This is a genomic window from Methylobacterium sp. UNCCL125, from assembly GCF_900116795.1.
Taxonomy (GTDB): domain Bacteria; phylum Pseudomonadota; class Alphaproteobacteria; order Rhizobiales; family Beijerinckiaceae; genus Methylobacterium; species Methylobacterium fujisawaense.
In genome coordinates this window covers 101,911-123,340 of record NZ_FPBW01000009.1, presented here as the reverse complement: position 1 = coordinate 123,340, position 21,430 = coordinate 101,911, and the positions used below count along the sequence as shown (strand labels likewise).

Genomic DNA, 21,430 nt, shown 5'->3' with positions numbered 1-21,430 from the left:
GGTGAGGGCCGCCAGAGCCCACAACAACAACCCGGCTGGAGGAAACGCACGGGAGCGGAACGATGACGGACCGGTTCGGGGATTCCCTTTCTCGCCGCAGCCTTCTGAAAGCCGGCGGCGCGGCGCTTCTCACGCCGGCTCTTGCGAGCCCGGCCCTGTCGCAGGGTCAGTCGGACGTGATCCGGATCGGGCACCTGACGCCGCGGACCGGCTTCCTCGGACCGCTCGGCGAGTTCGCCGTGCAGGCGGCGCAGCTCGCGGTCGAGGAGATCAATGCCGCGGGCGGCATCGCGGGTCGGAAGGTCGAGCTTCTCTCCGAGGACAGCGTCAACCCGCAGACCGCCTCGGCCAAGGCCGAGCGCATGGTCCAGCGGGACCGCGTGGCGTGCCTCGTCGGCGAGATCAACTCGGCTTCGGCGCTGGCGATCAGCCAAGTGGCTCAGCGGGAGAAGATCCTGTTCATCAACACCGGCGCCAATTCGGACGCGCTGCGCGGCTCCGACTGCAAGCGCTTCATGTTCCACGTCGAATCGCAGAACACCATGATGGTGCGCGCCTGCGGGCGGGCGCTGCTCGACCGGGGCCTGATCAAGGGTCGCAAGGTCTATGCGCTCACGGCCGACTACGCCTTCGGCCACGACCTGTTGAAGCAGGCCAAGAAATACTTCGCGGCCAACGACGCGACGCTCGTCGGCGAGGATCTGATCCCCACCGAGCTCACGGACTTCTCGCCCTTCCTGCTCAAGCTCCGTCAGGCCAAGCCGGACCTCGTGATCTGCAACCTCGCGGGCGCGCAGATCACCAATTTCCTTAAGCAATACAGCGAGTTCGGCCTGCCGTTCCCGGTCGCCGGCTTCGGCTTCGACACGGCGCTCGCCTGGGGTGCCGGGCCCGGCAACTTCCTCGGAACCTGGCCGGTGATCTGGCATCACCAGATCGACTCGCCCTCGGCCAAGACGTTCGTCGCCGCCTTCAAGGCCAAGTACAAGAAGCCGCCGGAGAACCAGGGCTGGGGCGACTACACCGCGCTCAAGATCGTGGCGCAGTCGATGAACGAGCTGAAGGCGACCGAGTCGATCAAGGTCGTCGAGCACTTGGAATCGGGCGCGAAGTTCGACATCGCCAAGGTCCGCGAGGGCTATTTCCGCCCCTGGGACCACGAATTGATGCAGGAGATGTTCGCGATCACCGCCCTGCCGGCGGATCAGGTCAAGAACCCCTACGACATCTTCACCTCGACCGGGCCGCTCCCAGGTCCCGGCGAGAGCCTGGAGGTTCTCGCCACCACCCGTGACGAGAACGCCTGCACCTTCCCGGCGTGAGGCCGTCATGCAGCTCGTCTTCATCCTGGAGCAGGTGCTCAACGGCCTGCTGATCGGCGTGCAATATCTGCTGATCGCGCTCGGCCTGTCGCTGATCTTCAGCCTCGGCGGCATCGTGAACCTCGCCCACGGTGCCTTCTACGCCGTCGGCGCCTACCTGACCGTGCTGCTGACGCCCTCGATCGGTTTCGGCGGCGCCCTCATCGCATCTCCCCTGGCGGTGGGGGTGCTCGGGCTCGTGATCGAGCGCTTCCTGTTGCGGCGCTTCTATCGCGGCGATCCGACCCTCGGTCTGCTCCTCACATTCGGACTCGCCATGGTGGCCGAGCAGGCCCTGCGCATGGCCTTCGGGGCGGCGCCGGTGCCGTTCGGGATTCCGACATGGCTGCGCGGTCAGGTCTTCATCGGCGACCTGATCTACTCGCGCTACCGGCTCTCGATCCTCGTGGTGGCTGTGGCCTGCGTGGCCGGCCTTTGGCTGCTCCTGACCCGCACCAGCTTCGGGCGCGTGGTCCGGGCCGGCGTGCAGAACCCCGACATGGTCGCGGCCCTCGGCATCTCGCTCCGGCCCTACATGACCGCCGTTGTCACCATCGCGGTGGGGCTCGCGGCGCTGGCCGGGACCATGATGGCCCCGGTCACAGGGATCCAGCCCGCCATGGGCGCCGAGATCCTCACCTTCGCCTTCGTGGTGGTGGTGATCGGCGGCCTCGGTTCATTCTGGGGGGTGGTGCTCGCCGCGCTGATCGTCGGCGTGGTCCGGGGCCTCACCGCCTACGCCTATCCGCCGGCCACCGAGGCCGCCGTCTACGCCCTCATGGTGCTCGTCCTGCTGCTGCGCCCGCGCGGCCTGTTCGGCGAGCACATCGCCCGGTTCGAGTGAGCGGAGAGCGTCCCATGTCCGGAACCGCCGAGCCGCTGCCGCTCGCCCTGCCGCAGCGCGGCCTGATCCTGCGCGAGAGCCGCCAGCTCTGGGCGGCGCTCGCCGCCCTCATCGTCCTGCCCTTCGCCCTCGACGCCATCGGCCTGACGCTGATCACCGCCACAGACGTGGTGATCTTCGCCCTGGCCGTGCTCGGCCTCAACATCCTGGTCGGCTGGACCGGGCTCACCTCCTTCGGCCACGGGGCGTGGTTCGGGATCGGCGCCTACGCGGTGGCGATCCTGCAGACCCGGCTTGTCCCCGGCGACATGGCGCTGCCGCTCCTCGGCGCCCTGGCGATCACCGGAGTCGCGGCCCTGGCGGCCGGAGCCCTGATCCTGCGACGGCGGGGTGTCTACTTCTCGCTGCTGACGCTCGCCTTCACGGCGATGCTCTACGCCATCGCGTTCCGCTGGACCGACCTGACCGGCGGCGAGAACGGCATCGGCAACCTGCACCGCTGGGCGGTGCTGCAGGAGCCCGGCGCCTACTACGCGGCGGTGTCGGGTATCGCCTTCGCGGTGCTGGTCGCGCTCTGGCGGTTCCGGCGCTCGCCGATGGGCACGGTACTCGTGGCGATCCGCGAGAACGAGCAGCGTGCCGGCTTCCTCGGCTACGCCACCAACCGCTACAAGCTCGCGGCCTTCGTGATCTCGGCGACGATCACCGGGCTGGCCGGGGCGCTCTCGGCCTACAGTCATCGCTTCACCTCGGCCGACCCGATCTCCATCGCGTTCTCGGGCGAACTGCTCGCCATGGTGGTGATCGGCGGGATGCGCTCGTTCCTCGGGCCGGCCCTCGGCGCGCTGTTCTACATCCTGTTCCGGGAGTTCCTGTCGATCTACACCGCCGACTGGCTGCTGTATTTCGGGCTGCTGTTCGTCGCCTTCATCGTGTTCTCGCCGGACGGGCTGGTCGGCATCGCGGCGCGGCTGCTCAAGCCGTTCCGGCGCGTGCCGACCGAAGGTGCGGCCATGGCGGCCCGCCGCGCCGGCGCCTCGGGCCGCGTCCCGGCGCGCTTCATCGCCGAGGGACGCGGCACGGGATCTGTTCTCGTCGCCGATGCCATCAGGAAGAACTTCGGCCCGGTGAACGCGGTGCGGGGCGTCTCCTTCGCGGTGGCGGACAAGACGCTTCACGCCCTGATCGGCCCCAACGGTGCCGGCAAGACCACGGCGTTCAATCTGCTCTCCGGCATGTTCCGGCCGAGCGGCGGCAGCATCCGCCTCGACGGCCAAGAGATCGCCGGCCTGGAACCGCACGCGATCACCCGGGCCGGACTCGGGCGCTCGTTCCAGATCACCAACCTGTTCCCGGGCCTCTCGGTGGAGGAGAACGTCCGCCTGGCGGTGCAGGCGCGCCACGCGGCGCATTTCAGCCCCTGGCGGGACGCCCTTTCGATCCGCGCGATCGCCGACGACACCGCCGAGCTGCTGCGCTGGACGGGCCTCGCCGGGATCGAGCGGGCCGAGGCCGGCAGCCTGTCCTACGGCGGCCAGCGGCTCCTCGACATGGGGCTGGCGCTGGCCACGCAACCCCGCGTGCTGCTTCTCGACGAGCCGCTCGCCGGCTTGGCCGCCGCCGAGCGCGAGCGCGTCGGCGAGCTGATCAAGGCGCTCTCGGCCGACATCCCGGTCCTGCTCGTGGAGCACGACATCGACCGCGTGTTCCGTCTGGCCGACCGCGTCACCGTGATGGCCGACGGCGCCGTGCTGGTCGACGGCTCCGTCGCGGATGCCCGGGACGATGCCCGGGTCCAGGCGGTTTATCTCGGATCGGGCACGGCGGCGATCGCCGCGAAGCCGCGCGCCAGCGCCGCCGAGGCCGAGACGCTGCTCGCCATGGAGGGCGTCGATACCTTCTATGGCAAGTCGCACATCCTCAACGGGGTCAACCTCACGGTGAACCGGGGTGAGGTGGTGGCGCTCCTCGGCCGCAACGGCGCCGGCAAGTCGACCCTGCTCAAGACGTTGATCGGCACAGCATCACCGGCCGCCGGCCGGATCGTGCTCGCCAACCGGGACATCGCGGGCCTCTCGCCCGACAAGATCGCCCGGCTCGGCATCGGCTACGTGCCGCAGGGGCGGGCGCTGTTTGCCGGGATGAGCGTCGCCGAGAATCTGGGCCTCGGTCGTCTGCGGCGGCTCACCGGTGCCGGCATCCATTGGGACGAGGAGAAGGTTCTGGAGTTCTTCCCGCGGCTCAAGGAGCGCTGGACCGTGGATGCCGCCCGCCTGTCGGGCGGCGAGCAGCAGATGGTGGCGGTGGCGCGCGCGCTGTCGGGCGATACGCGGCTCCTGCTTCTCGACGAGCCGTTCGAAGGCCTGTCGCCGGCCGTGACCGAGGAGTTGTTCGAGGCCTTCGACCGGCTGCGCCGCGAGATCGCGATCATCCTGGTGGACCATCACCTCGATCTGGCGCTGGCCCTGTCCGACCGGACCGTAGCGCTGGAGCGGGGCAGCGTGCAGTGGGCGGGCGAGTCGCGCCTCTTGCGCGAAGATCAGGAGTTGAGACGGAAGGTGCTGTGGCTATGACCGAAAGCGTCGCAATCGTCGGCGCCGGCCTGATCGGCCGGGCCTGGGCGATGATCTTCGCCCGTGCCGGCTGGGACGTGCGGCTGTTCGATTCCGCCGAAGGCGTCGCCGAGGCCGCGCTCCCGCTCTGCGCCGAAGGCCTCCGCACCCTGGCGGCCAACGGGCTCTGTACCGATCCGGAGGGAGCTGCCGGGCGCATCCGGAGCGCGGGGAGTCTCGCCGCCGCCCTCGACGGTGTGGACTTCGTCCAGGAGAACGGGCCCGAACGGCTCGACGTCAAGCGGACCCTCTTTGCCGAGCTCGATGCCCACGCGCCGCGGGACGCGGTGATCGCGTCGTCCTCATCGGCCATCCGCTGCTCGCTGTTCACCGAGGATCTGCCGGGCCGGGCGCGCTGCCTCATCGGCCATCCGGTGAATCCGCCGCACCTGATCCCGCTCGTGGAGATCTCCGGCGCGCCCTGGACCGATCCGGCGGCTCTGGCACGAGCGCGAGCGGTGTACGAGGCCATCGGACAGGTCCCCATCACGGTGCTGAAGGAGATCGAGGGCTTCATCCTCAACCGGCTTCAGGGCGCCCTGCTGGCGGAGGCGTTCCGTCTGGCCTCGGAGGGCTATGTCACCCCGCAGGATCTCGACAAGACCGTCGCGGACGGGCTCGGCCTGCGCTGGAGCTTCATGGGACCGTTCGAGACGATCGAGCTGAACGCGCCGGGCGGTATCGCCGATTACTGCGCCCGCTATACCGGCTTCTACAAGAACCTGGCCGACGATCCGGCGCCGCCTTCGGTCTACGAGGCGCCGGCCACCGAGGCGATCCTGGCCAAGTGGCAGCCGCCGGACGATCTACCCGCACGCATGAACCGCCGCGACACGCGGCTGGCGGCGCTCCGGGCCCACAAGGCATCACAGAAGGACTGAGCATGGCCTCACAGCGGAAAGTCATCATCACCTGCGCGGTGACGGGCGCGATCCACACGCCCAGCATGTCGCCGCACCTGCCCGTGACGCCTGAGGAGATCGCCGACGCCGCCATCGGCGCCGCCGAGGCCGGCGCCGCCATCGTGCATCTGCATGCCCGCAATCCGGTGAACGGCCAGCCCGACCAGACACCCGAGGCCTTCGCCAAGTTCCTGCCGGTGATCAAGCAGCGCTCGAACTGCGTGGTGAACATCACCACCGGCGGCGCGCCGACCATGTCGATCGAGGAGCGGGTGCGCCCGGCCGCGACCTTTCAGCCGGAGGTCGCCTCCCTGAACCTCGGCTCGATGAATTTCGGCCTGTTCGGGATGCTCGACCGCTTCAAGGACCTGAAGCATCAGTGGGAGCGGGACTATCTCGGCAACAAGGACATCATCTTCCGCAACACCTTCGGCCAGATCGAGCACATCCTGACGACCTGCGGTCCGAACGGGACGAAATTCGAGTTCGAGTGCTACGACACCGCGCATCTCTACAATCTGAAATACTTTTTCGACCGCGGCCTCGTGCAGGCGCCGCTGTTCATCCAGACGGTGTTCGGACTGCAGGGCGGGATCGGCGCGCATCCCGACGACGTGATGCACATGAAGCGCACCGCCGATCGGCTGTTCGGCGATCAGTACCGCTGGTCGGTGCTCGGGGCGGGCCGCAACCAGATGAACATCGCCGCCATGGCGGCCGCGATGGGCGGCAACGTCCGCGTCGGCCTCGAGGACAGCCTGTGGGACGGGCCCGGCAAGCTCGCCGAGACCAACGCCGCGCAGGTGCGCCGCGTCCGGTCGATCATCGAGGGGCTCGGCCTCGCCGTCGCGTCGCCCGATGAGGCGCGCGAGATGCTGGCGCTGAAGGGCGGCGACAAGGTCGCGTTCTGACAGCGCGTCCTGCGAATCGGGACAGTGCGTCGCGATTGGCGAAGCGCACTGTGCCCCGCCGCGGGGTTTCGCGATCCCGGGCCCTCCTGGCGACCAGGGCAAAGCCGCTCAGCGGAGCGAGCCATCGGCGAGCGTGCCCGGCTGGATGTTCCCGCTCGGCGCAAAAGCCGGGTCGGCAGCCTCTCAAGGCTGACCGAACACCCGTTCGAGATCCGCCTCGATGACGCCGTCGATCTCCAGGATCTTCAACCGGCTCTGATCGCCGGCGACGATGCGGACCGAGCGGCGTCCGACCTTGAGCGCCTTGGCGATCATCGCCACGAGGGCCTCGTTGGCGGCACCCTCCACCGGTGGCGCCGCGACGCGCGCCTTCAGGTAGGGCTGGCCCTTCTCGTCCCGTGCCCAGCCCTCCGCCACGTCGCGGCCGCCACGCGGCGTAAGGCGGACAGCCAGCCGGGTCACCACGGGCGATCTCTCAGAAGATCTTGCCCGGATTCAGCCGCCCGTCCGGATCGAGCGCCCGCTTGACCATCCGCATCACGGCGATCTCCTCAGGCGAGCGCGACAGTTTCAGCTTGCTCCGCTTCTCCAGCCCGATCCCGTGCTCTGCCGAGACGGAGCCGTTCAGCTCCGCGAGAGGCTCGTAGATCGCCGCGTCGATGGCGGCGTTGCCGGCGACGTCGAGGCGGGTCGTGTTCCAGTGCAGGTTGTTGTCGCCGATATGCCCATAGACGACGGCCCGGCAGCCCGGGATTGCCGCGAGCCGGTCGAGCGCTCCGCGGACGTAGCCATCCATCCGCGACAGCGGCACGCTGACGTCGAAAGCGCGTTCGATCCCGTCGGCATTCAGATGCTCCACGCGGTCGCGGATGCGCCACATGCCCCGGCGCTGCTCCTCCGAGGCGGCGACGGCGGCGTCGAGGATCGTGCCTTCGCCCATCAGCCCTTCGAGGAGGCCCAGAAAACGGTCCGATTCCTCGGCGACGCACTCGATCTCGATGATCGCGTAGAACGGATAGTCATGGCCGAGGGGCGGGGTCGCCCGTCCGGGTGCCGTCATCAGGCGGTAGAAATCCGGCCACAGCCCCTCGAAGGAGGACACGCGTCCCTGAAAGGCGCTTTGGGCTGCCCGCAGCACCCGCGCGCCGTCATCCACCCCTGGGCAGGCGATGAGTGCCGTCGCGTAGCCGGCCGGCTCGGGGCGCAGGCGCAGGACGGCCCGCGTGACGATGCCCAGCGTGCCTTCGGTGCCGAGGAACAGCTGCTTCAGGTCGAGCCCGGTGTTGTTCTTGATGAGGGGGCGCATGGACGACACCACGGTGCCGTCGGCGAGCACGGCCTCCAGGCCGAGCACCATCTCCCGCATCATGCCGTAGCGCAGGACGCGCAGGCCCCCGGCATTGGTCGAGATCGCGCCGCCGATGGTCGCCGAGCCGCGGGCGCCGAGGTCCAGGGGAAAGAACAGCCCGGCCGCCGACGCCGCGTCCTGCACGCTCTCGATGGTGGCGCCGGTCCCGACCACCACCGTCATGCCCAGCGGATCCACCGGCTCGATGCCGGTCATCCGCTCCGTCGACAGCGTGATCTCGTCAGGCTGGCAGAGCGTCCCGTCGACGAGGCCGGTGGCTCCGCCGCGGGGCACCACGGCGACGCCGGATTCGTGGCACGCTGCCATGACCGCGCTGGTCTCCTGCGTGCTGCGGGGTCGAACCAGTGCCAGAGCGGCGCAAGGCTCGGCCGGGCGCGTCCAGTTGGCCGAGCGCCCGCGGAGCTCCGCGCCCGTGACGAGGCCGGACGGTCCGACGATCGCGGCGAGGCGGTCGAGGAAGGCGGCGTCGGTCATCGGCATCATCTCAGGCTTGGTCTGGTCGCCGCGTCGGGCGGCACTCCGCGCGACGCTCTCTCATAGAATCTTCCGCGCCGCGAGGTTTCGCATCAGTGCGCGGGCGCCGAACGTCCAGGGCTCGCAGGCATCGCAGGGGCGCATGCGGTTGACGAGGCTGCCGAGCTCCGGGCTCGCCACCACGACGCGGTCGCCCTCGGCATGGGTGAAGCCGAGGCCGGGCCCGTGCCGGTCCTGGATCGGCGCGAACATCGTGCCGAGGAGGAGCAGGGCCCCATCCGGGTAATTGTGCGTGCGCCCCATGAGCGCCTCCGCGAGTTCCTCCGGATCGCGGCTGATCTCGGCGAGCGGCGAGGTGCCCTCAAGCCGGAAGCCATCCGTCCCGGAGACTTCGAGGGTCACCGTGGTCCGGCGGACATCGTCGAGACCGAACGTGTCGTCGAACAGGCGGAGGAACGGGCCGACGGCGCAGGAGGCGTTGTTGTCCTTGGCTTTGCCGAGGAGCAGCGCCGATCGCCCTTCGAAGTCGCGCAGATTCACGTCGTTGGCGAGGGTCGCGCCGACGATTCGCTGGTCGGAGGCGATGGCGAGGGCCACTTCGGGTTCGGGATTGTTCCAGCGCGAATCCGGGTGCAGGCCCGCATCCGCGCCGCACCCCACCGCCGAGAGCGGCTGTGCCTTGGTGAAGATCTCGGCATCGGGGCCGATGCCGACCTCGAGATACTGGCTCCAGGCCCCTTGCGCGACCAGCACCGCCTTGAGCGCCGTGGCCTCGGGCGATCCGGGCTTCAGCCGACGCAGGTCGTGGCCGACCAAGCGCTCGACCTCGGCACGGATCGCCGCAGCGGCGGCGAGATCGCCCCGGGCGCGCTCCTCGATGACCCGCTCCAGCATGGAGGTAGCGAAGGTCACGCCGGCCGCCTTAAGCGCCTGCAGATCCACCGGTGCGAGGAGCCAGGGCCGGGCCGGGTCGCGGTCATCCGGCGGCGTGTTCGCCAAGATGGCGTCCAGGCCTCCGAGATCCTCGCCCGCCGCGCCGCGCAGGGCCGATTCCGGGTCGCGCGCCTCGCACAGGTCGCTGACCGTCGGGAAGGCCGCGGTGATGTCGACGACGCGAGCCTCACCCACGGAATCGGCGCGGATCGCCACGACGCTCGGCCCGGCCGCATCGGGACGCCAGACCCGGCCCACGAGCGCGCCACGGCATCCGTCGGCGGGGAGGATCTCCCGTGCAGTCAGACCCGATGACGACATGCGCTCACCTCTCTCGGATGTCCGGGAACCGGGCAGCCCGCTGCGACGGGGGTTCGGTGCCACGATTCCGGATCGGCCTGCCGGCAGCGAGACCGGATCGCGGTCCCATACCATCCCCGGCGCGCCGAGACGCGACGGTTGGTTTCACCACGGCGACCTCGTCACGGGTACAGATCGCGCCGCCTGACAGAACGAAGATTATCTGTAGCTTTACCCAGGTCCCCGCTTGCTTTCCCCCGGCCCCTCCTTTGTACTGCCGCCCTAGAGCCGCCGATAGAGCGGCCTTGATCGGGAGGAAGCATGGCCTCGGTGGGAATCCGCGAGGTTCGCAAGGCTTTCGGGTCGACGAACGTCCTGCACGGCGTGTCCGTGGACATCCGGGACGGGGAATTCGTGATCCTGGTCGGTCCGTCGGGGTGCGGAAAATCGACGCTTCTGCGGATGATCGCCGGGCTGGAAAATATCTCCGGCGGCGAAATCCGGATCGGCGAGCGCGTCGTGAATGATGTTCCGCCGAAAGAGCGGGACATCGCCATGGTGTTCCAGAATTACGCACTCTACCCGCATCTCACGGTCCGCGAGAACATGGCGTTCTCGATGCGGATCCGGAAGGCCGCGGCCTCCGAGATCGACCTGCGCGTGAACAAGGCGGCGCAGATCCTCGGTCTCACCCACCTGCTCGACCGTTACCCGCGCCAGCTCTCCGGCGGCCAGCGCCAGCGCGTCGCCATGGGCAGGGCGATCGTGCGCGACCCGCAGGTGTTCCTGTTCGACGAGCCGCTCTCGAATCTCGACGCCAAGCTGCGCGTGGCGATGCGCACCGAGATCAAGGAGCTGCACCAGCGCCTGAAGACGACGACCATCTACGTCACCCACGACCAGATCGAGGCGATGACCATGGCCGACCGGATCGTGGTGATGCACGACGGGGTCGTGGAGCAGATCGGGCCGCCCCTCGAACTCTACGACCGGCCCGACAACCTGTTCGTCGCGGGCTTCATCGGCTCGCCGGCCATGAATTTCGTGCCCGGGAAGGTCCGGGCGAACGGACGTCTCACCTTCACCACCGAGACCGGCCTGACGATCCCGCTTGCCGACGCCCCCTCCGGCGTCGAGGGGCGCCCCCTCATCCTGGGCGTCCGGCCCGAGCATTTCGACCTCGCATCCGACGGGATCGCCGCCGAGGTGGTGGTCGTGGAGCCGACCGGATCCGAGACCATGCTGGCGGTCCGGGCCCTCGGCCAGGAGCTCACCTGCGTGCTGCGCGAGCGCGTGCGCGAGCGGCCGGGCGAGACCGTCTCCCTGCGTCCGAACCGCGTGCATTTCTTCGACGCCGAGACCGGCCGTCGCCTGCCGAACTGACCTGCATCGGGGCCGATGCGGGCGCGCGCGCGGCGCGCACCTGAAGCAGATTCACTGAGGGAGAAGACCGATGCCCGTTCTCGACCGCCGTTCCCTCCTCGCCGGTGCCGCCGCGACCGGCCTCGCCGGCGGCGACCTCCTCGGCTTCGCCCGGGCCTGGGCGCAGAGCACCGAGTGGAAGCCCGAGCCCGGCGCCAGTCTGTCGCTCCTGCGCTGGAAGCGCTTCGTTCCGAGCGAGGACGAGGCGTTCATGAAGATGGTCGACGCCTTCACCAAGGCGACGGGCGTCAAGGTCACGGTGACCAACGAATCCTTCGACGACATCCAGCCCAAGGCATCGGTGGCCGCCAATACCGGACAGGGCCCCGACATGGTCTGGGGCCTGTTCTCGTTCCCGGCACTCTTCCCCGACAAGTGCCTGCCGCTGGAGGACGTGGCGGACGCGCTCGCCAAGAAATACGGGCCCTGGTTCCCGTCGGCGGAGGCCTACGGCAAGGTCAAGGGCAAGTGGATCGCGATCCCCGTCGCCTTCAACGGCGGCTATCCGAACTACCGCATCTCAGCGATGAAGAAGGCCGGTTTCGACAAGTTCCCCACCGACACGGCCGGATTCCTCGAACTCTGTCGGGGCCTGAAGAAGAACAACACGCCGGCGGGCTTCGCGCTGGGTCACGCCACGGGCGACGGCAACACGTGGTGCCACTGGGCCCTCTGGTCCCACGGCGCCAACCTCGTGGACGCCAACGAGAAGATCGTGATCAACTCGCCCGAGACCGCCAAGGCGCTGGAATACGTCAAATCCCTCTACGAGACCTTCGTGCCCGGCACGGTGTCGTGGAACGACTCGTCGAACAACAAGGCGTTCCTCGCCGGCGACCTGTACCTCACCAACAACGGCATCTCGATCTACGCCGCGGCCAAGAAGGACAACCCGAAGCTCGCCGAGGACATGGACCACGCCGTCTGGCCGATCGGCCCCGCCGGCAAGCCCACCGAGTTCCAGCTCGCCTTCCCGATCCTGGCCTTCAAATACTCGAAGGTGCCGAACGCCTGTAAGGCCTTCATCAGCTTCATGATGGAGGCAGCGAACTACAATCCCTGGCTCGAAGCGGCGCAGGGCTACCTGTGCGAGCCGCTGTCGAACTACCCCAAGAACCCGATCTGGACTAGCGACCCGAAGAACGCGGTCTTCGCCGAGGCCGGCCGGCGCTCCCTCGCGGCTGGCGGCCTCGCACCGGTCAGCGAGCGCATCGCCGCGGTGCTCGCCGACTTCGTGATCGTCGACATGTTCGCGAGCCACTGCACCGGCCGTGAGGACGTGAAGGGCGCGATCAAGAACGCCGAACGCGCAGCGACCCGCATCTTCCGGAACACCTGAGCGCGGCTGCCGGAGGCGAGACCATGGCGCATTCCGCACTGACAGAGCCGGCGCCAGTCGCTGTCCCGATCCGCTCGGGCTGGCAGCGCCTGCGCGCGAGCCGCGGCTGGGCGGGCTTCTGGTTCATGCTGCCGACGGCGCTGATCCTCGGCCTGTTCCTAGCCTATCCGCTGCTGAAGGGCATCTGGCTGTCCTTCACCAACGCGCGGATCGGCCGCGAGGGCGTGTTCATCGGCCTGGAGAACTACGCGTGGCTCTGGGACGACGACGTCTTCTGGCTCTCGGTGTTCAACACCTGCCTCTACACGGCGGTGGCCTCGGTGGTGAAGTTCGGCATCGGGCTCTATCTCGCCCTGCTGCTCAACAAGAACATGCCGTTCAAGGCGATCATCCGCTCGATCGTGCTGATCCCGTTCGTCGTTCCCACCGTGCTCTCGGCCATCGCGTTCTGGTGGATCTTCGACAGTCAGTTCTCGATCATTTCCTGGTCGTTGCGCCATCTCGGCGTCATCGACGGCAACATCGACTTCCTCGGTGATCCGGCGATGGCGCGAGCCTGCGTGATCTTCGCCAATATCTGGCGGGGCGTGCCGTTCATCGCCATCACGCTGCTCGCCGGCCTGCAGACGGTCTCGCCGTCCCTCTACGAGGCCGCGACCCTCGACGGCGCCTCGAACTGGCAGATCTTCTCGCGGATCACGCTTCCGCTGCTGACACCGATCATCGCCGTGGTGATGACCTTCTCGGTGCTGTTCACCTTCACCGATTTCCAGCTGATCTGGGCCATGACCCGCGGCGGACCGGTCAATGCCACGCACCTGATGGCGACGCTCTCGTACCAGCGGGGCATCCTCTCGGGGACCCTGGGGGAGGGCGCCGCCATCGCCACCGCCATGGTGCCGTTCCTGCTCGCGGCCATCGGAATCTCGTGGTTCGGCCTGCAGCGCCGGGCTTGGCAGGCCGGGGAGTCCGACCGATGAGCGCGCCCGCACCGCCCGCCCACGTCGACCCGCACCTCGCCCCCGTGATGGAGGCGCGGCCGGCCGGGCTCACCGACAATTCGGAGGGGATGGCCTATCTCGAGCGCCTGCCCCGGCGGCTCGTGACCACCTACCTGCCGCTCCTCGTCATCCTCGCCGTGCTGCTGTTCCCGTTCTACTGGATGGCGCTGACGGCCATCAAACCGGACGAGCAGCTGATCGACATGGAGCGGTTCAACCCGTTCTGGGTCGTGGATCCGACGTTCAAGCACATCCACAAGCTGCTGTTCGAGACGCAGTATCCGCGCTGGCTCTGGAACACGATGTACGTGTCGGTGGCGGCGACCGTGCTGTCGCTGTTCGCCAGCGTGCTCGCCGCCTATGCCTGCGTCCGCGTGCGCTACCGGGGCGCGGGCTGGGTCGGCGCGGCGATCTTCCTCGCCTACCTCGTGCCGCCCTCGATCCTGTTCATCCCCCTGGCCACGATCGTGCAGGCCTACGGGTTGTTCGACTCGCCGATCGCCCTCATCCTCGCCTACCCGACGATCCTGATCCCGTTCTCGACGTGGCTCCTGATGGGCTACTTCAAGACCATCCCGTACGAGCTGGAGGAATGCGCGCTGATGGACGGCGCCAGCCGGTGGCAGATCCTCACCAAGATCATCCTGCCGCTGGCCTTCCCGGGGCTGATCTCGGCCGGCATCTTCTCTCTGACGCTGTGCTGGAACGAGTTCATCTATGCGCTGACCTTCCTGTCCTCGACACAGAACAAGACGGTGCCCATCGCCGTCGTGAGCGAGTTCGTGGACGGCGACGTCTACAAGTGGGGTTCGCTGATGGCCGGCGCGCTGCTCGGCTCGCTCCCGCTGGTGATCCTCTACTCGTTCTTCGTCGAGTACTACGTGTCGGCGCTCACAGGCGCCGTGAAGGAGTGACGGAGGCCGGCTCGACGCCTCCATCATCGCGAACGGCGTGACGAGGCCGTTGCCTGGGCGACCGGATTGCGCCGACACTGCGTGCGGATCCGCCGACCCAGAATCGGTGACCGCCCCATCGAAGGTCACGCCATGGCCCATGTCATCGACGCCCGCGCAACCCTGGTCAACGACGCCCTCGACGGCCTGCTGGCAGCCAGCGGCGGGCGCCTTGCGCGGCTCGAGGGCGATCCTGGGATCCGCGTGATCCTGCGCGCCGTACCGGAGCCCGGAAAGGTCGCTGTGGTTTCCGGTGGCGGCTCCGGTCACGAGCCGGCCCATGCCGGTTTCGTCGGGCCGGGTCTGCTGAGCGCGGCCGTCTGCGGGGACGTCTTCGCCTCGCCGAGCGTCGACGCGGTGCTGGCCGGGATCCTCGCGGTGACGGGACCGGCCGGCTGCCTGCTCGTCATCAAGAACTATGCGGGCGACCGGCTGAATTTCGGTCTCGCCGCCGAGCGGGCCCGGGCGCTGGGCCATAAGGTCGAGACCGTGATCGTCGCCGACGACATCGCCCTGCCGGACGCCAAGCAGCCGCGCGGCGTCGCCGGAACGCTGTTCGTCCACAAGGCGGCGGGTCATGCTGCGGAAGCCGGGGAATCGCTCGAAACCGTTGCGGCGCTCGCCCGCCGGGCAGCCGAAGCGGCGAAGTCGCTCGGCATCGCAGTCTCGACCTGCACGATCCCCGGTTCGCCGCGCAGCGAGCGATTGGCGGAGGGTCAGGCCGAGCTCGGCCTCGGCATCCACGGGGAGCCGGGCGTGGAACGCATCACCCTGCCGAGGGCCAGCGATCTCGCCCACATGATGGCCGACAGGCTTTCGCGGGCGATCGCGGGCGCCGACCGTCTGGCCCTCCTCGTGAACAATCTCGGCTCCGCCTCAGCCCTGGAGATGCAGATTCTCACGCGGGCGGTGCTCGCCACCGATCTGGGCCGGCGCGTCCGTCTGCTGCTCGGTCCGGCGCCGCTGATGACGGCGCTGGACATGCACGGCGCCTCGCTGTCGGTCCTCCCGCTCGACGATGCGCTGGAGCGGGCCCTGTCGGAGCCCGTGCCGGTCGCGGCCTGGCCGGCGGCAGTCCGGATCGCGCCGCCGATCCTACGGCCGGTGCCGGAGGGGCTTGCGGGTGAGACCTTCACGCCGTCGCACGACGCCGTCACGGGGGCTCGCATCGCTGCCGTCACAAAGGCGCTGATCGAGGCTGAGGAGACCCTCAACGGTCTCGACGCCAAGGTCGGCGATGGCGATGCTGGGACGACCTTCGCGGGGGCCGCGCGCGCCGTACGGGCTGAGTTCGACCGACTGCCGCTGGCCGATCCGGCCGCCCTGTGCCGGGCCCTGGCCGAGCGGATCGGCCGCGCCGTCGGCGGATCGAGCGGTGTGCTCGGCTCGATCTTCTTCGCCGCGACGGCCTCGGCCCTTGCCGACGGGGCCGCATGGCCCACGGCGCTCGGGCAGGGCGTCGCGCGCGTCCAGAGCCATGGCGGCGCTCAGGCCGGCGACCGCACCCTGCTCGACGCGCTGATTCCCGCCGTCGAGGCCCTGGGGAGTGGAGATCTGACCGCCGCCGCTGCGGCGGCCCGAGCCGGTGCCGAAGCCACGGCCCGCATGACCCGCGCCGGCGCCGGCCGCTCGAGCTACCTGGCTATGGGCGATCTCGTCGGTGTTGAGGATCCCGGCGCCGCCGGCGTCGCGGTGGCGTTCACAGCATTGGCCGAGGCCTAGGAGCCGTCCGCGTCTCCTCCGCGATCCCGCCGGCCGAATGTCGGGAGAGCCCCGACAGAGGGGGGATCTCTCATACTGGCCGTCCGCCCCGAAGGCCTGGTCGATCCCGGGCTCCGGGCTGGACGGCGCGGTCGTGGCGTGACGGGCTCGCTTGACCGCACCGCAGTTTCGAAGAGCCGACGTCGTGTCATCGATCGGACTTCGTTGACGCTCTGCCCACCGAGGCCTACCCCATCGCCATGCGCACCTGCCTCATCCTCGACGATTACCAGCAGGCAGCCCTCGCGCTCGCAGACTGGACGCGCCTCGCCGATCACGTCGCCGTCTCGGCCATCGCCGAGCACATTCCGGATGCGGATGCCCTCGTGGCGCGGATCGCGCAGGCGGAGATTCTTGTGATCATGCGGGAGCGCACGCCGTTCCCCGCAGCCCTGCTGGAGCGGCTGCCCCGGCTTCAGCTGCTCGTCACCAGCGGCATGCGCAACCTCGCGATCGACCTTGCGGCCGCCCGGGCGCGCAACGTGGTCGTCTGCGGCACGGATTCGAGTCCGACGCCGCCGACGGAGCTGACCTGGGCGCTGATCCTTGGACTGGCGCGTCACGTGGCGTCTGAGGGCCGGGCCATGCGCGAGGGGGGGCCCTGGCAGAGCACGATCGGAACCGATCTCGCGGGCGCCACCCTCGGCATTCTCGGGCTCGGCAAGATCGGGACGCGGGTGGCCCAGATCGGGCGATCCTTCGGCATGCGGGTGATCGCTTGGAGCCCGAACCTCGATGAGGCCCGCGCGGCCGCCGCGGGGGTCGAGCGGGCAGCCTCGAAGGAGGCGCTGCTGGAGGCGAGCGATGTCGTCACGATCCACCTCGTGCTGGGCGATCGGACGCGCGGCCTCCTGGGGCCGGCCGAGTTGCGCCGCATGCGGCGCGACGCGTTCCTCGTGAACACCTCACGGGCGCCGATCATCGATCAGGACGCCCTGGTGCGGGCCCTGGACGAGGGCTGGATCGCCGGCGCGGGCCTCGACGTCTTCGAGACCGAGCCGCTGCCAGCCGACAGCCCGTTCCGCCGCCTGCCGAACGTGCTGGCATTGCCGCATCTCGGCTACGTGTCGCGCAACAATTACCGGACGTTCTTCACCCAGGCCGTCGAGGACATCGAAGCCTGGCTCGCCGGTGCCCCGATCCGGCAGCTGGGCTGAGTCGAGGAAGCCGCCGACCGCGGCATCAGTCTCCGCGGGGGTCCAGCGCATCCGCGAGGCCGTCGCCGATCAGGTTGAGGGCCACCAGGGTCGCGATCAGGAAGGCGGCCGGGGCCGCGAGCATGTGGGGCGCCCCCTCGATGGAACGGGCGCCTTCGGCGATCAGGACGCCCCAGCTCGTCTGCGGCTCCTGCACCCCGAGCCCGAGGAAGGACAGGAAACTCTCCAGCAGGATCACCTGCGGCACCAGCAGCGTGGCGGTCACCGCCACCGGACCGAGGGTGTTGGGCACGATGTGCCGGAGGATGATGCGGGGTGTCCCGAGGCCGAGCGCCCGTGCGGCGCGGACGAAATCGCGCTCGCGCAGCGACAGGGTCACGGCGCGCACCACCCGGGCCATGTCGAGCCATTCCACCGCGGCGATCGCCACCAGCATGAGCAGCAGGCTCGGGCGGAAGAACACCAGCAGGAGGATCACGAAGAACACGAAGGGGAGGGCGTACAGCACGTCGACGCCGCGCATCATCACGGCATCGACGGCGCCCCCGATGAAACCCGCCGTGGCACCGTAGGCGACGCCGATGAGCAGGGCGACGAGGCTGGCGGCGAGCCCGATCGCCAGCGAGATCCGGCCGGCGACGAGGCAGCGGGTCAGCAGGTCGCGGCCCTGGATGTCGGTGCCGAGGAGGAAGTGCAGGCGCCGGATCGGCACCACGACGACGAGGCTCCGACCGCCGTCGCGCTCGTCCAGGATGTCGGGGGATCCGAAGAGCGCCGAGCGCGGCAGGTAGGCCAGACTGCGCCGATCGACGCCCGCGTCGGACCCGAGGGTGAGCCGCAGCGTGTCGCCATCGCGCGCGACTGCGTCGAGCCGGACCCGCATCCGGAAGGCGAGGCGCTCAAGCGCCGGCCGGAGATGCTCGGCATCGGGCTGTGCGGTGAGGCCGGCCGGGAGCTGACGCAGGTCCGGATAGGCGCGCTCGGGATCGTGGCCGGTGAGCCCCTGACCGATCAGGCAGGCGAGGGCGATCAGGATCAGCACGGCGAGGGCCGCCATGGCGGTGCGTTCCCGGGCGAAGCGGAGAACGGCGCGCCGGGCCGGCCCCGGAGCCGCGGCGGTGATGGTCACGACGCCGCCCGGAGGCGCGGGTCGAGCCATGCGCAGGCGAGGTCGGCGGCGAGGTTGAGGGCGATGACCAGTCCGGCGACCAGCAGCACCGTGCCCATCACCAGCGTGTAGTCCCGGTTGAGCGCGCCCTCGACGAAGTAGCGGCCGATCCCCGGCAGGCCGAAGATCGTCTCCACCACCACCGAGCCGGTGAGCAGGGACGCGGCCAGCGGCCCGAGATAGGCCACAACCGGGAGGAGCGCGCCCCGCAAGGCGTGGCGGGTGACGCGGGCCGGCGGCAGGCCGAGGCTGCGCATGGTGCGGACCGGCTGCGTCCGCAGGGTCTCGGCCAGCGAGGTCCGGGTCAGCCGGGCCAGGGCACCGACCTGCGGCAGGGCCAGCGTCACGACCGGCAGGACCAGGTGGCTCGGGGCGCCGTCGTTCCAGCCTCCCAGCGGCAGCCAGCGCAGCGTCAGCCCGAAGGCGATCTGGAGCAGGGGCGCGACCACGAAGCTCGGCAGCGAGAGGGTCAGGGCCGCACCGACGCCGAGGAGCCGATCGATGACGCCGCCGCGCCGGAGCGCCGCCGCGATCCCGAGCCCGACGCCGAGCGCGGTGGCCAGCACGAGGGCGAGGGCGCCCAGCGTCGCGGAGACCGGGAGGCCCCGGGCGATCAGATCGAGGACGCTCTGGTCGCGGAACGAGAAGGAGGGGCCCAGGTCGCCCCGCACCAGCGCCGCGAGATAGCTGCCGAACTGCGCGACGAGCGGCCGGTCGAGGCCGTAGACCCGGCGCAGGTTCTCCATGGCGGCGGGCGCCAGCGGCCGCTCCAGGTCGAACGGTCCGCCCGGGGCCAGCCGCATCAAGAAGAAGCTGACGGTCACCACGGCGAGCAGCGTCGGCACCGCCTGCAGGAGGCGGCGCAGGATGAAGCGGATCACGCGTCGAGCCTCAGGAACCGCGTCGGCGCGGCGTTGCGCAGGTTCGGATGGTAGCCGTGCAGCCGCGGCGCGATCAGCGCCTTGGAGCGGTAATGCATCAGCGGGATCCAGGGCAGTTCGCGCAGGGCGATGGCCTCCGCGTCGTAGAGCAGGCCGGCCCGTCGGGTGAGGTCGCGCTCGGCGGCCGCCTGCGCCATCAGGGTGTCGTAGGCGGCATCCGACCAATGGCCGGCATTCATGCCGTCATTTCCGGTCTGGAGCAGGAACAGGAAGTTCTGCGGGTCTGAATAGTCGGCGAGCCAGCTCATGCGCGCGACGTCGAAATCGCCGCCGTCGCGCAGATGGGCGAAATGCGTCTTGGCGTCGGTGTAGACGAAGCGGGTCCTGATCCCGAGATCGCGCCACATGTCGCCGAGCGCCACCGCGACGGTGCGGTTGTTGTCGCTGATGTTGAACCGGTACTCCAGGGTGAGCGGGCGGTCCGGGCCGAAGCCCGCTTCGGCGAGCAGTCGGCGCGCCTCCGCCTCGTGGTCGATCGGCAGGCTGCGGCGGCCCTCGGTTTCGGGCGGCGTCCGGTAATTGTCGAGGCCGGGCGGACACAGGGAATAGGCGGGACTCATGGTGCCGCTGTTAAGCCCGTCGGCCAAGTATTCCCGGTCGATCACGAGCGACAGCGCCTGTCGGACGCGCCTGTCCGAGAACGGCGCCTTGCGGGTGTTCACCACCAGCGCCGCCAGTCCCAGCAAGGGTCCGAGCACCACCTGCGTTCCGAAGCGGCGACGCAGGTCGGCGATCTGGTCGACGGGCAGGTCGGAGAGCGAGTCGATCTCGCCGGCGGCGTAGCGGCGCACGGCCGATGCGATGTCGGGCGTCGGCAGGAAGGCGACCCGGCGGATCGCGAGGCTCGCCGCATCCGGATGGTGCGGGTTGGCCTCCAGCGTGATGGCGCCGCCCGGCACGCGGTCGGCGAGCCGATAGGGCCCATTCGTCACGAGGTTTCCCGGCCGGGTGAAACTGTCGCCGTAGCGTTCGACCGAGGCGCGGTGGACCGGCAGGGCGGTCTGATGGGTGAGGAGTTCCAGGATGTAGGGCGTCGGCTGTTCCAGGGTGATCGCGAGCCGCAGCGGCGCCTCCGCGACCACGCCCAGGGCGTCGGCCGGCTTCTCGCCGCGGTTCACGGCGGCGGCGTTGCGGATCGGGAACAGGATCTCAGCGTATTTCGCCGCCGTGGCCGGATCGAGCATCCGGCGGAGCGAGTAGACGAAATCCGCCGCGGTGACCGGCTCGCCATTCGACCAGCGACCGTCGGGCCGCAGGTCGAAATGCAGGGTCGCGCCGTCGTCCGAGACGGTCCAGGCGCGTGCGGCGCCCGGGATGATGGCGCCGCAATTGTCGTAGGTGAGCAGCCCATCGCCGAGGTCGCGCAGGATATGCGCCTCCGCGACCGTGGACGAGCGGTGCGGGTCGAGGGTCTCGGGATCGGCGTCGTTGCCGCGGCGGTAGAGCGCCTCGGCCGCGCGGGCGGGCGGCACGGCCGAGAGGGCCATCGCGCCGGCCAGCCAGTCGCGCCGACGCAGGCGCATGATCAGGCGCCGGTTTCCGGCTTCAGGCCGGCGGCTTCGATGCCGGCCACCGCGCAGATCTCGTCGTTGTCGGAGGTGTCGCCGGAAATGCCGACCGCGCCGAGGAGCCGTCCCTCACCGGACCGGATCAGCACGCCGCCGGGCACCGGCACGAGGGCGGCGGGGCCGGCGAGATGGGTCACGGCGGCGACGAAATAGGGCTGCTGCTCCGCCCGCGCGTGGATCGCCCGGGAGCCGAGACCCAGCGCCAGCGCGCCGTTGGCCTTGCCGCTCGCGATCTCGGCCCGGCGCAGGGAGGTCCCGTCCTCGACCGCGGCCGCCTTGAGGGCGCCGCGGGCATCGTAGACGACGACGGCCAGAGGCTTGAGCGTCAGTGTCCGTGCCTCCCGCAGGGCGGTGTCGACGATGGTGCGGGCGGCCTCGAGGGTCAGGTCGATCATTGGAATCCAATACGGACGC

The 21,430-nt window shown here is 69.7% G+C and carries 18 protein-coding genes; 11 read left to right on the top strand and 7 right to left on the bottom strand.

Annotated features, from left to right (window positions below; translation table 11 throughout):
* The first annotated feature begins 62 nt into the window (after positions 1-62).
* Genes BM396_RS11005 through BM396_RS10985 form a run of 5 tightly spaced genes read left to right on the top strand, consistent with a single transcriptional unit; the run spans position 63 to position 6,630 of the window.
* The gene (locus BM396_RS11005; RefSeq protein ID WP_043380036.1) at positions 63-1,322 is read left to right on the top strand and encodes an ABC transporter substrate-binding protein; all 1,260 of its coding nucleotides are present in this window, start codon (positions 63-65) and stop codon (positions 1,320-1,322) included.
* A gap of 7 nt (positions 1,323-1,329) precedes the next feature.
* Positions 1,330-2,205 (top strand): branched-chain amino acid ABC transporter permease, encoded by an 876-nt coding sequence (locus tag BM396_RS11000; protein ID WP_043380033.1) that lies wholly within the window; start codon positions 1,330-1,332, stop codon positions 2,203-2,205.
* Between the two features lie 14 nt (positions 2,206-2,219).
* Positions 2,220-4,778, top strand: coding sequence for a branched-chain amino acid ABC transporter ATP-binding protein/permease (locus tag BM396_RS10995; RefSeq protein ID WP_043380032.1), 2,559 nt, complete (start codon positions 2,220-2,222; stop codon positions 4,776-4,778).
* Positions 4,775-5,698, top strand: a complete 924-nt coding sequence (locus BM396_RS10990) for a 3-hydroxyacyl-CoA dehydrogenase (RefSeq protein WP_043380030.1) — start codon at positions 4,775-4,777, stop codon at positions 5,696-5,698. Before BM396_RS10995 ends, BM396_RS10990 begins: the two co-directional genes overlap by 4 nt.
* Positions 5,699-5,700: 2 nt before the next feature.
* On the top strand, positions 5,701-6,630 hold the full coding sequence (locus BM396_RS10985; RefSeq protein ID WP_043380028.1) for a 3,5-dioxohexanoate:acetyl-CoA acetone transferase: 930 nt from the start codon (positions 5,701-5,703) through the stop codon (positions 6,628-6,630).
* Between the two features lie 183 nt (positions 6,631-6,813).
* Here BM396_RS10985 and BM396_RS10980 read toward each other — a convergent pair whose 3' ends face one another.
* Genes BM396_RS10980 through BM396_RS10970 form a run of 3 tightly spaced genes read right to left on the bottom strand, consistent with a single transcriptional unit; the run spans position 6,814 to position 9,727 of the window.
* A complete protein-coding gene (locus BM396_RS10980) occupies positions 6,814-7,095 on the bottom strand; it encodes a DUF167 family protein (RefSeq protein ID WP_043380025.1) in 282 nt (93 codons plus the stop codon).
* A gap of 10 nt (positions 7,096-7,105) precedes the next feature.
* A complete protein-coding gene (locus tag BM396_RS10975) occupies positions 7,106-8,473 on the bottom strand; it encodes an FAD-binding oxidoreductase (protein ID WP_244538859.1) in 1,368 nt (455 codons plus the stop codon).
* A 60-nt stretch (positions 8,474-8,533) separates the two neighbouring features.
* Positions 8,534-9,727 (bottom strand): fumarylacetoacetate hydrolase family protein, encoded by a 1,194-nt coding sequence (locus BM396_RS10970; protein WP_043380021.1) that lies wholly within the window; start codon positions 9,725-9,727, stop codon positions 8,534-8,536.
* Between the two features lie 300 nt (positions 9,728-10,027).
* Between BM396_RS10970 and ugpC the strand changes: the two genes are divergently transcribed.
* From ugpC to BM396_RS10940, 6 genes are all read left to right on the top strand, one after another.
* On the top strand, positions 10,028-11,089 hold the full coding sequence (gene ugpC / locus BM396_RS10965; protein WP_043380019.1) for an ABC transporter ATP-binding protein: 1,062 nt from the start codon (positions 10,028-10,030) through the stop codon (positions 11,087-11,089).
* 70 nt (positions 11,090-11,159) lie between these two features.
* Positions 11,160-12,467, top strand: a complete 1,308-nt coding sequence (locus BM396_RS10960; RefSeq protein ID WP_043353238.1) for an ABC transporter substrate-binding protein — start codon at positions 11,160-11,162, stop codon at positions 12,465-12,467.
* Between the two features lie 23 nt (positions 12,468-12,490).
* Positions 12,491-13,447 carry a carbohydrate ABC transporter permease gene (locus tag BM396_RS10955; RefSeq protein ID WP_043353236.1) on the top strand — a complete coding sequence of 319 codons (957 nt, stop codon included), beginning with the start codon at positions 12,491-12,493 and terminating at the stop codon, positions 13,445-13,447.
* A gap of 47 nt (positions 13,448-13,494) precedes the next feature.
* A complete protein-coding gene (locus tag BM396_RS10950; RefSeq protein ID WP_043353258.1) occupies positions 13,495-14,382 on the top strand; it encodes a carbohydrate ABC transporter permease in 888 nt (295 codons plus the stop codon).
* Between the two features lie 132 nt (positions 14,383-14,514).
* Positions 14,515-16,143 (top strand): dihydroxyacetone kinase subunit DhaK, encoded by a 1,629-nt coding sequence (locus BM396_RS10945; RefSeq protein WP_043380016.1) that lies wholly within the window; start codon positions 14,515-14,517, stop codon positions 16,141-16,143.
* A 239-nt stretch (positions 16,144-16,382) separates the two neighbouring features.
* Positions 16,383-17,339, top strand: a complete 957-nt coding sequence (locus tag BM396_RS10940; protein WP_170861851.1) for a D-2-hydroxyacid dehydrogenase family protein — start codon at positions 16,383-16,385, stop codon at positions 17,337-17,339.
* A 25-nt stretch (positions 17,340-17,364) separates the two neighbouring features.
* On the opposite strand, the gene BM396_RS10935 is transcribed toward BM396_RS10940, so the two are convergent.
* From BM396_RS10935 to BM396_RS10920, 4 genes are read right to left on the bottom strand one after another with little or no spacing between them, the layout of a single operon-like run.
* Positions 17,365-18,498: an ABC transporter permease gene (locus BM396_RS10935; protein ID WP_081948577.1), complete on the bottom strand. Its 1,134-nt coding sequence runs from the start codon at positions 18,496-18,498 to the stop codon at positions 17,365-17,367.
* Positions 18,465-19,388, bottom strand: coding sequence for an ABC transporter permease (locus BM396_RS10930; protein ID WP_043353232.1), 924 nt, complete (start codon positions 19,386-19,388; stop codon positions 18,465-18,467). Before BM396_RS10930 ends, BM396_RS10935 begins: the two co-directional genes overlap by 34 nt.
* Positions 19,385-20,971 (bottom strand): peptide ABC transporter substrate-binding protein, encoded by a 1,587-nt coding sequence (locus BM396_RS10925; RefSeq protein WP_043380015.1) that lies wholly within the window; start codon positions 20,969-20,971, stop codon positions 19,385-19,387. Before BM396_RS10925 ends, BM396_RS10930 begins: the two co-directional genes overlap by 4 nt.
* 2 nt (positions 20,972-20,973) lie before the next feature.
* Entirely contained in the window at positions 20,974-21,411 is a 438-nt protein-coding gene (locus BM396_RS10920; protein WP_043380013.1) for a GlcG/HbpS family heme-binding protein, read from the bottom strand.
* Positions 21,412-21,430: the final 19 nt, after the last annotated feature.

Bases quoted from the DNA above. Each gene is read 5' to 3' on its own strand.
- BM396_RS11005 (WP_043380036.1), top strand. From the start codon at position 63: ATGACGGACCGGTTCGGGGATTCCCTTTCTCGCCGCAGCCTTCTGAAA.
- BM396_RS11000 (WP_043380033.1), top strand. From the start codon at position 1,330: ATGCAGCTCGTCTTCATCCTGGAGCAGGTGCTCAACGGCCTGCTGATC.
- BM396_RS10995 (WP_043380032.1), top strand. From the start codon at position 2,220: ATGTCCGGAACCGCCGAGCCGCTGCCGCTCGCCCTGCCGCAGCGCGGC.
- BM396_RS10990 (WP_043380030.1), top strand. From the start codon at position 4,775: ATGACCGAAAGCGTCGCAATCGTCGGCGCCGGCCTGATCGGCCGGGCC.
- BM396_RS10985 (WP_043380028.1), top strand. From the start codon at position 5,701: ATGGCCTCACAGCGGAAAGTCATCATCACCTGCGCGGTGACGGGCGCG.
- BM396_RS10975 (WP_244538859.1), bottom strand. From the start codon at position 8,473: ATGACCGACGCCGCCTTCCTCGACCGCCTCGCCGCGATCGTCGGACCG.
- BM396_RS10970 (WP_043380021.1), bottom strand. From the start codon at position 9,727: ATGTCGTCATCGGGTCTGACTGCACGGGAGATCCTCCCCGCCGACGGA.
- ugpC (WP_043380019.1), top strand. From the start codon at position 10,028: ATGGCCTCGGTGGGAATCCGCGAGGTTCGCAAGGCTTTCGGGTCGACG.
- BM396_RS10960 (WP_043353238.1), top strand. From the start codon at position 11,160: ATGCCCGTTCTCGACCGCCGTTCCCTCCTCGCCGGTGCCGCCGCGACC.
- BM396_RS10955 (WP_043353236.1), top strand. From the start codon at position 12,491: ATGGCGCATTCCGCACTGACAGAGCCGGCGCCAGTCGCTGTCCCGATC.
- BM396_RS10950 (WP_043353258.1), top strand. From the start codon at position 13,495: ATGGAGGCGCGGCCGGCCGGGCTCACCGACAATTCGGAGGGGATGGCC.
- BM396_RS10945 (WP_043380016.1), top strand. From the start codon at position 14,515: ATGGCCCATGTCATCGACGCCCGCGCAACCCTGGTCAACGACGCCCTC.
- BM396_RS10940 (WP_170861851.1), top strand. From the start codon at position 16,383: ATGCGCACCTGCCTCATCCTCGACGATTACCAGCAGGCAGCCCTCGCG.
- BM396_RS10935 (WP_081948577.1), bottom strand. From the start codon at position 18,498: ATGGCTCGACCCGCGCCTCCGGGCGGCGTCGTGACCATCACCGCCGCG.
- BM396_RS10925 (WP_043380015.1), bottom strand. From the start codon at position 20,971: ATGCGCCTGCGTCGGCGCGACTGGCTGGCCGGCGCGATGGCCCTCTCG.
- BM396_RS10920 (WP_043380013.1), bottom strand. From the start codon at position 21,411: ATGATCGACCTGACCCTCGAGGCCGCCCGCACCATCGTCGACACCGCC.